This is a genomic window from Catellatospora aurea, assembly GCF_042663325.1.
Lineage (GTDB): Bacteria > Actinomycetota > Actinomycetes > Mycobacteriales > Micromonosporaceae > Catellatospora > Catellatospora aurea.
Genome location: NZ_JBHTAC010000051.1, coordinates 51,866 through 63,586 on the forward strand (window position 1 = coordinate 51,866; position 11,721 = coordinate 63,586).

The 11,721-nt window shown below is 71.5% G+C and carries 8 protein-coding genes; 3 read left to right on the top strand and 5 right to left on the bottom strand.

From position 1 onward, the window contains the following. Positions 1–101 precede the first annotated feature (101 nt). Positions 102–887, top strand: coding sequence for a metallophosphoesterase (locus ACFQO7_RS32420; RefSeq protein WP_376809955.1), 786 nt, complete (start codon positions 102–104; stop codon positions 885–887). Positions 888–997: 110 nt separating this feature from the next. Here the strand turns inward: ACFQO7_RS32420 and ACFQO7_RS32425 are convergent, their stop codons facing one another. Beyond that, positions 998–3,544, bottom strand: a complete 2,547-nt coding sequence (locus tag ACFQO7_RS32425) for a penicillin acylase family protein (RefSeq protein WP_376809956.1) — start codon at positions 3,542–3,544, stop codon at positions 998–1,000. 63 nt (positions 3,545–3,607) lie between these two features. Further along, positions 3,608–6,613, bottom strand: a complete 3,006-nt coding sequence (locus tag ACFQO7_RS32430; RefSeq protein WP_376809957.1) for a VWD domain-containing protein — start codon at positions 6,611–6,613, stop codon at positions 3,608–3,610. Positions 6,614–6,737: 124 nt separating this feature from the next. Between ACFQO7_RS32430 and ACFQO7_RS32435 the strand changes: the two genes are divergently transcribed. After that, the gene (locus ACFQO7_RS32435) at positions 6,738–7,208 is read left to right on the top strand and encodes a holin (RefSeq protein ID WP_376809958.1); all 471 of its coding nucleotides are present in this window, start codon (positions 6,738–6,740) and stop codon (positions 7,206–7,208) included. A gap of 276 nt (positions 7,209–7,484) precedes the next feature. Here ACFQO7_RS32435 and glnA read toward each other — a convergent pair whose 3' ends face one another. Continuing rightward, positions 7,485–8,918, bottom strand: a complete 1,434-nt coding sequence (glnA, locus tag ACFQO7_RS32440; protein ID WP_376809959.1) for a type I glutamate--ammonia ligase — start codon at positions 8,916–8,918, stop codon at positions 7,485–7,487. Positions 8,919–9,178: 260 nt separating this feature from the next. Here glnA and ACFQO7_RS32445 point away from each other — a divergent pair, with 260 nt between their 5' ends. Then, the gene (locus tag ACFQO7_RS32445; RefSeq protein WP_376809960.1) at positions 9,179–9,544 is read left to right on the top strand and encodes an RDD family protein; all 366 of its coding nucleotides are present in this window, start codon (positions 9,179–9,181) and stop codon (positions 9,542–9,544) included. 133 nt (positions 9,545–9,677) lie between these two features. Here the strand turns inward: ACFQO7_RS32445 and ACFQO7_RS32450 are convergent, their stop codons facing one another. Together ACFQO7_RS32450 and ACFQO7_RS32455 are read right to left on the bottom strand one after the other, a co-directional pair. Beyond that, positions 9,678–10,991: an MFS transporter gene (locus ACFQO7_RS32450; protein ID WP_376809961.1), complete on the bottom strand. Its 1,314-nt coding sequence runs from the start codon at positions 10,989–10,991 to the stop codon at positions 9,678–9,680. Beyond that, positions 10,991–11,572 (bottom strand): helix-turn-helix domain-containing protein, encoded by a 582-nt coding sequence (locus ACFQO7_RS32455; RefSeq protein ID WP_376809962.1) that lies wholly within the window; start codon positions 11,570–11,572, stop codon positions 10,991–10,993. Before ACFQO7_RS32455 ends, ACFQO7_RS32450 begins: the two co-directional genes overlap by 1 nt. Positions 11,573–11,721 lie beyond the last annotated feature (149 nt).

Consider the following 11,721-nt stretch of genomic DNA (forward strand, 5'->3'; position numbering starts at 1 on the left):
CGGGGCGCTGGACGGTCTGTCGCGTCAGTCCTGGGTGTGATGGCGCGCTGGGGTGGCGGCGTGCTCAGGGAGCTTTCATGGTCATGTCGTAGGGTGATCGCGTGACGCTCTACGTGGTCGGTGACGTGCACGGGCATCTCACGCCGCTGACCCAGGCGCTGCGGGTGACGGGCCTGCTCGACGCGCAGGGCGCGTGGTCGGGGGGTGCCGCGCGGCTGTGGTTCCTCGGTGACCTGACCGACCGCGGCCCGGACGGCATCGGCGTGATCGATCTGATCCGGCGGCTGCAGGTCGAGGCCGCCGCGGCCGGCGGCGAGGTCGGCTGCGTCATCGGCAACCACGACATGCTGCTGTACGGCAGCCGCTTCGTCCCCGCGTCGCCGGTGACCGAGGTGCGCACCATCGTGCAGGTGTGGGCGCTCAACGGCGGCCAGGAACACGACCTCGAAGGACTGGACGAGCACCGGGCCGCCTGGCTGGCCGGCCTGCCCGCGGTGGCGCTGGTCGACGACCACCTGCTGCTGCACGCCGACACCCTGGCCTACCTGGAGTTCGGGCCGACCATCGACGAGATCAACGCCGCGGTGGGCACCATCATGCGCGAGCGCGACGAGCAGACCTTCGGGCGCAACACCCGGCTGCTGTTCCGCCGCTTCGAGTTCCTGGAGCACAACGACGGCGTCGCCAACGCCCGCCTGCTGCTGGACAAGCTGGGCGGCCGCCAGATCGTGCACGGCCACTCGACCATCCCGGAGACCTTCGGCGTCGCCCCGACCGCGGTGCGCGGGCCGGTCACCTACGCCGACGGGCTGGCCATGGCCGTGGACACGGGCATCTCGCTGGGCGCACCCTGCATCGTCGTCTCGCTGACGCCCGCCGCCGCCTGACGGCGCGTCGGTCGCGGCAGCGCATGCCGCGCTCTTTGCGGCGGCTCGACGACGAGGGGCGCCCGCGCACCGGAGACCCGGTGCGCAAGCGCCCCTCGCGCGGACCCGCCCTACGGCTTGAGGGTCTGCGTGTTCGTCGATTCCTTCTCGATGGTCGCCTTCGCGAAGCGGAACGGCAGGGTCTGACCCGTGCGCCACAGCTCGAACTGGTCGGCGTAGTTGTCGTGGAACGCGTGGCCCGAGTTGCCGGTCAGCTGGATCCAGCGGGAGTCGTCCAGGTCGGCCATGTTCACGATCATCCGCATGGACGGCACCGCGTCGACCTCGTAGCCCTGCCCCGCGCTCCAGCCCGTGGCGTTGACGATCGCGTCGCCGCCGGAGACGCCGACGGTGTCCCGGTTGAACAGCCACTCGATCGGGCCGATGCCGGACTCGCCGAACGTCGCGTGGGTCGGGGTGAGGGTGTGCATGTCGCCCCAGCGCCACTGCTTCGGGTCCTCGCCCTGCGCCTCGGACAGCTCCTTCACCGCCGCCGACATGGCCTGGGCCAGCATGTCGTCGCGCTTCTCGACGGCAGGGGTGCCCTTGACATCCCACCACTTCTCGTCGGGCTTGGTCAGCAGCCCGCGGACCACCTCGAACCAGCGGTCCCCGCCGTCGGCGGCGTAGTCCTCGCCCAGCTCGTCAAAGGTCAGGCCGAGCAGGTTCTTCCAGACGGCGTTGTAGTACGCGGCCGCGGCCGAGTCCTCGCCCTGCTGGAAGTCCCAGTCGACGAGCAGCGCGTCGGCGTTCTTCTCCACCTGCGACAGGGCCTGCCGGGGAGCCTTCTGCAGCGCCGGGATCAGCGTCGGGGCGAAGCCGTTGCGGTTGTCGAACTGCTGCTTCTGCACGTCGTCCAGCGTGATCTTCCCGCCGGCCGCGCCGAGCATGTCGTAGATGCGCTGGCTGCGGTAGCCGTAGCTCCAGTCGTCGGTCAGGTGCTGCTGGTACTGGTCGCCGATGACGGCCTGGTTGGCGGTGACGACGTAGCCGCGCTCGGGGTTGAGCACGTTCGGCAGCTCGTTGAACGGGATGAAGCCGGTCCAGTCGTACGCCGGATCCCAGCCGGGCGCGAACCACTTGCCGTCGCCCTTGCCGCGCACCGGGATACGGCCCGGCGACTGGTAGCCGATGTTGCCCTCGACGTCGGCGTAGACGATGTTCTGCGCGGGCACCTCGAACAGCGCCGCGGCGGCCCGGAACTCGTTCCAGTCGCCCGCCTTGTTGATGGCGAACACGGCGTCGCCGGTGCGGCCCGGGTCGAGCGCGGTCCAGCGCATCGCGATCGCGTACTGGCCGCCGAGCTTCTTCAGGCTCTCGCTGGCGTCCGACAGCAGCGGGCCGTGCTTGCTGGTGCGCACCGTGATGGTGACGTCGGAGCCGCCCGCGACCTTGAGCACCTCCTGGCGCGTGGTCAGCGGCTCCCAGGCGTCGCCGACCTTCACCTTGTCGCCCTCGACCTGCTCCAGGTACATGTCGATGACGTCGGGGTCGAGGTTGGTGAAGCCCCAGGCGATCTTCGCGTTGTGGCCGATGACCACGCCGGGCACGCCGGAGAAGGTGAAGCCCGCGACCTCGGTGCCGCACTCGCAGTGCAGGCCCAGCTGGTACCAGATGCCGGGCTGGCTCGGGCTCAGGTGCGGGTCGTTGGCCAGGATCGGCTTGCCGGTGGCGGTCAGCTTGCCGCTGATCACCCACGAGTTGGAGCCGATGCCGTCGCCGTCGGCGTTGCCCATCAGGCCCGGCAGCGCGGCCAGCGCGTCGGCCATCTGGTTGAGGCTGTCCGCGGCCAGCCCGGCGACCGGCGTGGTCGGCGCACCGGCGGGGGTCGCCGGGGCGGTCGCCTTGGCGTCGAACGCGCCGTTCGCGATCGCGCCGCCGGTGACGATCGGCAGGTTGCGGTCGATCGGGTACGCCGGGTAGAGCTGGTCCACCTGCTCCTTGCTCAGGCCCTCCGCCTGCAGCGCGGCGCGGCGGATCTCGGCCTCCATGTTGCCGCGCAGGTCCCAGGCCATCGCCTTGAGCCAGGCCAGGCTGTCCACCGGCGACCAGCGCTCGATGACGTAGCCGGAGTTCTGCAGGCCGAGGATGCCGTACTCCAGACTCAGCGCCCCCGACGCGGCGAACCCGTCGCCCTCGACGTCGGTGTTGGCGGCCAGCCACGCGTTCACGCCCTCGGCGTACGCCTCCAGGCCCTTGCGAGACTCCGGCGTCAGCAGCGCCACCTCCTGCTCGGCGACCCGGCGCCAGCCCATGGTGCGCAGGTACTTGTCCGTCTCCAGCTGGGACTCGCCGAACAGCTCGGAGACGCGCCCGGCCGTCACGTGGCGGCGGAAGTCCATCTCCCAGAACCGGTCCTGGGCGTGCACGAAGCCCTGGGCGCGATACAGGTCGTCGCTGGTCTTCGCGTAGATCTGGGGGATGCCGTGCGCGTCGCGGCGCACGGTCACCGGCGCGGACAGCCCGGTCAGGGTCAGCTCACCGTCGAGGGTGGGCATGGCGCGGCGCACCGACCAGACGGTCAGCCCGGCGACGACGACGGCCAGCACCGTCACGACGCCCAGCAGCCAGAACGCGGTCTTGCGCAGGCGGCGGAGCCAAAGGCGTGGGGGATTCACGTTGGCGGAGTCTACGCACATGTTGTGACCCGCGTTACCACCAGGTAACACAGACTTTGCTGGTCAGGTGCGCAGTCTTAGCTGAGCCGTTCCGGTCGCCCGCTCGTTCGGGTCCAGGATCAGCTGATATGTCCCGGTCGCCGGCAGCTCGGTGCCCTCCTCCCGTAGCCCGCCCCTGCCGTTGATCACGCAACCGGACTCCACCACGTCGCCGTCGGGGCCGCGCAGCTCCAGCCCTCCGCACTGGCTCGGCAGATCCGTGCTCGGCACCTCGATGAACACCCGCTGCCCGATCCGGCCGGTGAAGGTCAGCACGCTGACCGCGCCCGGCTGCGCGATACGCGCGGTGACCGCGTCGCCGTCCACGGGCAGTTCGAGCCGCTGGTCCACGGCCAGGTTCACCTTCACCCTGGCCTCGCCGACGCTCTTGTCCCGCGGGTCCACCACCACCGTGTAGGAGCCGGTGTCCGGCAGCGTGAAGCCGTCGATGTAGCCGCTGCCGTTGATGACGCAGCCGCTGGTCAGCTGCTTGCCGTCCGGGCCGAGCAGGTCCAGGCCGCCGCACTGGCCCGGCAGGTTGGTGGCCGGCACGTCCACGAACACCTTCTGCCCGGCCGTCGCGTTGAACGTGAACCGGGCCACCATGCCTGGCTTGTCCAGGCGCGCGGTCAGCTCGGGGCCGTCCAGGGTGATCGGCTCCTGCTGGTCGGAGACGGTCAGCAGGCGCAGCCGCGCCTCGCCGGTGTCGTCGCCGCGCGGGTCGACCGCGATGCTGTACGTGCCCGTCTCCGGCAGCACCGTGCCGTCGATGTACCCTGCGCCGTTGATGACGCAGCCCGACGCCACCTGCTTGCCGTCCGGGCCGAGCAGGTCCAGGCCGCCGCACTGGTTCGGCAGCGTCGTCGCGGGCACGTCGAGGAAGACCTTCTGCCCCTTCGTGCCGGCGAACTCGATCTTCGCGACCGCGCCCGGGGCGTCCACGCGCACCGTCCAGGTCTGCCCGCCCAGGTCCGCGCCCCCGGCGAAGACCTGGCCCGCCTTGGCGGCGACCGCGAAGTCGGGCTGCCCGGTCAGTGCCACGTCCAGCACGCAGCCCGCCAGCACCTCAGGGTCGGAGACGCCCAGCTCGCGGCAGATCGCCTCGGCCGAGGCCAGGTTCGGCAGCTCGGCCGTGGCCGCGTCCTGCTCCGGGAAGGCGCGGTCGGTGTAGCTGTCGGTGGTCTTGCCCTCCGGGTAGGTGAACAGGGACGACGCGGCGTCGATGCGCCAGCTGTCGGCGTACGCGGGATAGAGCGCGGCGAAGCTCGGCCGCGTTCCCAGCGGCGTGCCGCCGCGCGGGCGTACGTCGTCGTCGGACTTGCCGTTGAAGTCGCCGAGCAGGCCCTCCAGCTTGCCCGCGTACGCCTGCGCGGGCTCGACCGACAGGGCCAGGCCCCAGATGCCGATCGGCTCGATCACCAGGCGGGAGCCGTCCTTCCAGCGCAACTCGACGTCGCCGCCCGCGGCCGTGCGGACCTCGCCGCCACCCGGAAGCTGCCGCGGGGCCGCCAGTTCGGCCGGAGCCGGGCCGGTCGGCACGCCCGCCACCAGCAACTCGACGCCGGCTGTGGTCATCCGGGCCTCTACCCGGTCGCCGTCGACCTTCGCGGCGACCGCGGAGTTCACCGCGACGATGCGCGAACCGGGCACGGGCTCCTGGCGGACCTGGATCTCGTACGCCCCGGCGGTGTCGCGCACCGCGACGAACTCGCCCGCGGCCTGGAAGTCGTAGCGCAGCCCGTCGATCGTGCGCAGGTGCGGGTCACCGGTGCTGTGCCCGCAGCCCGCGCCGGTGCAGGCCGGTGGCGGCGGGGGAGCGGTGCAGTCCCCGCTCGGCAGCGCGCGGTCGCCGTAGTGGCTGCGCGCCGGGCGGCCCAGCGCCTCCCGCAACCGGTTCTGCGCCCGGGTGGCCATCACCTCGGTGGCCGGGATGCCGCTGCCCGCGCAGTCCTCCCGGCTGTACGTGCCCTGGTTGTGCTGCCACCCGTGGTGGAACTCGTGGTAGATCGAGTCGCACGGGTCGGCGTTGCCGCCGCTGCCGAAGTAGGCGTGCCGATCCTCGGGGTCCCAGAAGACCAGGATGTTGTTCCGGTCCAGCGCGCCCTCGTGGGTGTCGCCGGGCTGGGCCCGGATGATGCTGACGGTCACGCCCGGAGCCTCCAGCGCGGGCAGGATGCCCGCCGGGTCACCGCCGGGCGCGTGCAGGATCGCGCTGCAGGCGGCCCAGGCGTCGGCCAGCTCCGGGTCGGTCACGATGATCTCCGCGTACGCCGGGCGGCCCGGCACCGCCACCGCCCCGAGCGCCACCACCAGCGCCAGCACGACCGCCCCGCCGATCCCGGCCACCCCGCCGGACGGCTCGCCCGGTCCGGAGCCGCCGCCGCCCCGGCGGGCACGCCTGCTCCGGCGCACCAGGACGAGAACGGCGAGTAGCGCCAGGATCACCACGATCGCCCCGGCGAGGACCACCCAGTGCCACCACGGGCGGGCGTCGCCGTCCTCGGCCGCGGCGACCGCCCCGGCCAGCGGGGCGCAGGCGGCCGGGCCGCTCTCCGGCACGATCGGCACCGCGTAGGTGAACTCCAGGCGCAGCGGCACGTCCGGCTTCACCGGGTACAGCGAGCCGAACGCGCCCGCGCTCGCCGACCAGGTGACGATCTCGATGGCGTGCCCCGTCGGGCCGACCGGGATGGCGCGCAGCGGCACCTCCGTGCTCGCCCCGGGCTCCAGCGTGTGCAGGCGCTTGGCCAGCACCGTCTCCAGCGACTCCTCGAACGAGGTCTCCATCGGCAGCGGCGAGACGGCGACGCCGTCCTGCTCCAGCCGGGTCACCGCGAGCGTGCCGTACGTCGAGGTGATCACCTGGCAGGGGGCGTCACCCCGGTTGGCCAGCACCAGCACCGTCGCGAGTGGATCATCGCCGCGTACGGTCACCGCGAGGTCGCCGGCCGCGCGGGCGGGCGTGGCGGGCAGGAGTACACAGAGGAACGCGGCGGCGGTGAGCAGCGCGCGGCGGAGGGGGTGCGCCATGCGGCACACGATATGGCCTGCGGCGCTCGTGGTCGGTCGGGAAGCGGATAGGTGACACAGGTGCATGCGATCTAAGCTCGTGAGCGCCTTTCGGGCATGCCCCCTCATCCCCAGGAGAACTCCGATGTACCTGCTGAACAAGCAGTTCTGGATCGCCAGCGCCGAGCGTGCCATCAAGACCTTCGTACAGGCCCTGATCGCCGCGTTCGGCGTCGGCCAGGTCAGCGGCGTGGTGGGCGTGGACGTCGCCGCGATCGACTGGCGCGGCGCGCTGTCGCTGGCGTTCAGCGCCGCGCTGCTGTCGGTGCTGATGTCCGTCGGTTCCGGACCGATCGGCGCGGCCAACAGCCCGAGCCTGCTCACCGCCGCCCCGGCCGCCGCGGCCACGGCGATCGTCGCGGCCGCCGCCGCCAGCCCGGTGCTCGCCCCGGCCGTCGCCGCCGCCACCGCTGCCACCGAGCCCGCCGTCACCGAGCCCGCCGTTACCGAGCCCGCACCTGCCGCGGCCCCCGCAGCGCCCGCTTCCGCACCAGCGGAAGCCGCCCCCGCCGCAGCTCCGGCCGCTGCTGCTCCGGCACCCGCAGCCGCTGCCTGACCGACTGTCCGCCGCTGCCGTCCGCCGCCGACCGTCCGTCCGCGCGGAGCGGGCGGCAGCGGCGGAGATCGCTGTTTCCGGTCAAGATCTGCGGTCTGACCACGTGTTCTGACCCGAAACGGCGATCTTCCCCGGCATCGGAGCCGGGACGGCGATCCAGCCCTGCCATCGGGCCGGGACACGGAAAAGGCCCCGCCGAACGGCGGGGCCTTTTCCGTGCCACTGAGCAAATCAGCAGTCACTGAGCTTCTGCTTCGACTGCTATCCGCTTCGCTCCTAGCAGTCGAAGTACATCTGGAACTCGTGCGGGGTCGGACGCAGGCGGACCGGGTCGATCTCGTTGGACCGCTTGTAGTCGATCCAGGTGTCGATCAGGTCGCTGGTGAAGACGCCACCGGCCTGCAGGTAGTCGTTGTCCTTCTCCAGCGCCGAGAGCACGTCGGAGAGGGAGCCCGGCACCTGAGTGACGTTGGCGACCTCCTCCGGCGGCAGGTCGTAGAGGTCCTTGTCGATCGGAGCCGGGGGCTCGATCTTGTTGCGGATGCCGTCGAGGCCGGCCATCAGCATCGCCGAGAACGCCAGGTACGGGTTCGACGACGGGTCGGGGCAGCGGAACTCGATGCGCTTGGCCTTCGCGTTCGTGCCGGTGACCGGGATACGGGTGCAGGCGGAGCGGTTGCGCTGCGAGTACACCAGGTTGACCGGCGCCTCGAAGCCGGGCACCAGGCGCCGGTACGAGTTGACCGACGGGTTGGTGAACGCCAGCAGCGACGGCGCGTGGCTCAGCAGACCGCCGATGTACCAGCGGGCCGTGTCCGACAGGCCGGCGTAGCCGGTCTCGTCGTAGAACAGCGGCTCGCCGCCCAGCCAGAGGCTCTGGTGGGTGTGCATGCCCGAGCCGTTGTCACCGAACAGCGGCTTCGGCATGAAGGTCGCGGTCTTGCCGGCCTGCCAGGCGGTGTTCTTGATGACGTACTTGAACAGCTGCATCTGGTCGCCGGAGGCCAGCAGCGTCGAGAACTTGTAGTTGATCTCGGCCTGGCCGGCGGTGCCCACCTCGTGGTGGCCGCGCTCGACGGTGTAACCGAGGTTCACCAGGTTCGTCACCATGGTGTCGCGCAGGTCGGCGTAGTGGTCGGTCGGCGCGACCGGGAAGTAGCCGCCCTTGTAGCCCGGCTTGTAACCCCGGTTGGCGCTGCCGTCGGCGTTGGTCGCCGCGCCGGTGTTCCACGCGCCCTCGATCGAGTCGATGTGGTAGAACGCCTGGTTGGCCTGGGTCGAGTAGCGGATCGAGTCGAAGATGTAGAACTCCGCTTCGGCGCCGAAGTACGCCGTGTCCGCGATGCCGCTGGCCGCCAGGTAGGCCTCGGCCTTCTTGGCCACGTTCCGCGGGTCACGGGAGTAGGCCTCGCGCGTGAACGGGTCGTGGATGAAGAAGTTCAGCGCCAGGGTCTTCTGGATGCGGAACGGGTCGATGAACGCGGTGGTCACGTCCGGCAGCAGCAGCATGTCCGACTCGTGGATCTGCTGGAAGCCGCGGATGGACGAGCCGTCGAAGGCGAGACCGTCGGTGAAGACGCTCGCGTCGAACGACTGAACCGGCACGGTGAAGAACTGCATCACGCCGGGCAGGTCACAGAAGCGGACGTCGACGAACTTGACGTCTTCGTCCTTGAGGTACCGAAGCAGTTCCTCGGAATTGGCGAACAACACGTCCTCCTGGCACGGATGGTCTGCGGGAGCCTCCCGGCCCCCACTTCAGCACATCTCCTGGGCTGACCTCGGGAGACGCGGCCGACGGCGCGGCGTTGCGTCGGGTGGCCATTGGCTGGTGGCGACGCTAGAACCGCGGCGTTGCCCGGCCGTGTCAGCTTTGTTTCCGCCGTGTTACGTCACGGGTAAACCAGCCCTATGGGCTGCCCGGACAGCTCACCCGGCCGGTGCGGCGGACCGGACGGTACGCTCGGCGGGTGACCGACGCATCCCTGCCTGCCGTACCCTCCCTGGCCCGACGGTTCGGGGCGCTGCTGCTCGACTGGATGCTGTGCGTCCTGGCCGCCGGCCTCTTCGCGGACCCGATGCGAGACGGCTGGGCGGCGCCGGTGGTGCTGATCGCCGTTTACACGTTCTTCGTCGGGTTCTTCGGGCAGACGCCGGGCATGCGCGTGACGAAGATTACCTGCCTCGGCGTCGACTCGGGTCAGCCGGTCGGCCCCCTCAAGGGAGCCCTGCGGGGCACGCTGCTCGCGCTGGTCATCCCCGCCCTCATCATGGACGGCGAACGCCGCGGCCTGCACGACCGCGCCGCCGGCACCCTGATCCGCCCCGCCGCCTGACCCGCCCCGCCGCCTGACCCGCCCGCCCGCCTCACCGCCGCGCCCACCCCGCACCTGCCGCAACTCTTAAAAACTTGCGCCCTCGTGAACGCTTTCAGGGCGCAAGTTCTTAAGAGTTGCGATAGGGGTGGGGTCAGGCTGGCGTGGCGAGGCGTGCCTGGCGGAGGGCGGGCATCGCGAGGCACAGTGCGGCGGCGGCGAGGATCAGCGCGGCGCTCGCGGCGAACGCGGCGACCGTGCCCAGCAGGGCCGCCGCGAAGCCCATGACCGCCATCGCCAGAGGCACGATGCCCAGGCTCGCCAGGTTGTTGATCGAGGCGACCCTGCCGCGGTGCGAGTCGGCGGTGTGCGTGTGCGTCAGGCCGTTCAGCAGCACCGCCTGCGGGCCACCTGCCAGACCGCCCACCGCCGTGGCGACGAACGCCCAGACCGGCGTCGGGGCGACGGCGATCGCGAACAGTGCCACGCACTGCACGAGCGCGCAGCACGCCACGATCACACCGAGCCGTCCCGTGGGCCGCCACCGCATCATCAGCAGGTTGCCGCCGACCGAGCCGATACCGAAGCCCGCCAGCATCACGCCGATCCCACCCGCGCCCCAGCCGCGCTGGTCGGCCACGAGCGCCAGGCCCACATTCAGCGGGCCGACCGCACCCAGGTTGACCAGCAGGCCGACCAGCGTCACCGCGCGCAGCAGCCGGTGCCCGGCGAGGTAACGCAGCCCTTCGCGGACCGACGCGCCGATCGACGGACGTGGGCCGTCCGCGCCGAGGGCAGGGCCTTGGGCCGGGCGTACCGACCACAGCGCGAGCACCGACACCGCGAACGTCGCCGCGTTGACCAGGCAGGCCAGGGGCAGCCCGCCGAGCGGCAGCAGCAGCCCGCCCAGCGGCGCGCCGACGGTCAGCGCGAGGCGCGCGGCGAGCCCGTTCAGCGCCAGGCCGCCGGTGAGCTGGGTGGGAGTGAGCAGGCGCGGCAGCATCGCCCCGGCCGCGGGCAGGAACAGGGCGTCGGCCAGGCCGAACGCGAGCGCGACCACTACCAGCAGCGCGACGCTCGGCTGTGCGAGTGCCAGTGCCGCCGTCACCAGGGCGATCACGCCGCGGGCCAGGTCACTGCCGATCATGAGCCGACGCGGGCCGTACCGGTCCACGATCGCGCCGCCGAACAGCAGCAGCGCCAGCCGGGGCAGCGACGAGACGGCCAGCACGACACCGGCCGTGCCGGGAGAGGCGAGCTGGACGGCGCTGTACGAGAGCGCGACGTACCAGACCTGGTCGCCCAGGATCGAGACCGCCTGGCCGCCGAGGTAGCGCAGGTAGGCGGGTTGCCGGTGGGCCGGGAGTTCGGCCGTGCCGGGCTGGACCGGGGCGTCGGGCAGGCCGTCGACAGGTGCGCCGGCGGCGGCATGCCGGGCGGGGGCGGGGGCGGTGGCGGTGGTGTTCATCAGGGGCGCTCCGGGAAGGCGTGGAAGAAGAGGAAGACGTGCTCGCGAGGCTCGGCGTCGGCGTCCGGTGCGGCGGCGCGCTCGTTGGTCCGCTGCTTCCAGCGCACGACCAGTTCGTGCAGCTCGCCGGTCAGTTCGGCGAGTTCGGCCGGGGTCAGCCGCAGGAAGCTGTCGCTGCTCATCGCGGCGGCCTGCCACTGCTCGGACCAGGTGCCGCGGGACTGCTCGTAGCGGCGTACGCGCTCGAACTCGTCGATGACGGTCTGCGCCTTGACGGCTGAGGAGATGGCCTGGCCCTCGGGGGTGGGGAAGTCGGGGGAGGACCAGCCGTGCGGTCCGGGCACCGCGCGCCACCAGCGCTCACGGCGGTCGCGGGCCAGCTCGGGGACGTCCTCGACGAAGCCGGCTTTGACCAGCTCGCGCAGGTGGTAGCTGGTCTGCCCGGGGTCGGTGCCCAGGCGCTTGGACAGGGTCGCGCCGGTGGCCGGACCGGCCTGGACGAGCAGGCGGTAGAGCTTCTGCCGGATCGGCTGCGCCAGGCCCTTGAGGACCTGGGGATCGGTGATGCGCCTCATCTCCATACCCGCCAACCTAGATCCAGTAGAAACCTACCGCAACGTTCCTGCTGGATCTTGCAAGCATCGATAGATGCGAGCGTTAAGAAGGGCACCTTCTACAACGCATAGCGCAATGCCGGGAAGTTAAGCCGGCGGTGAGGGCGGGCCTGCGG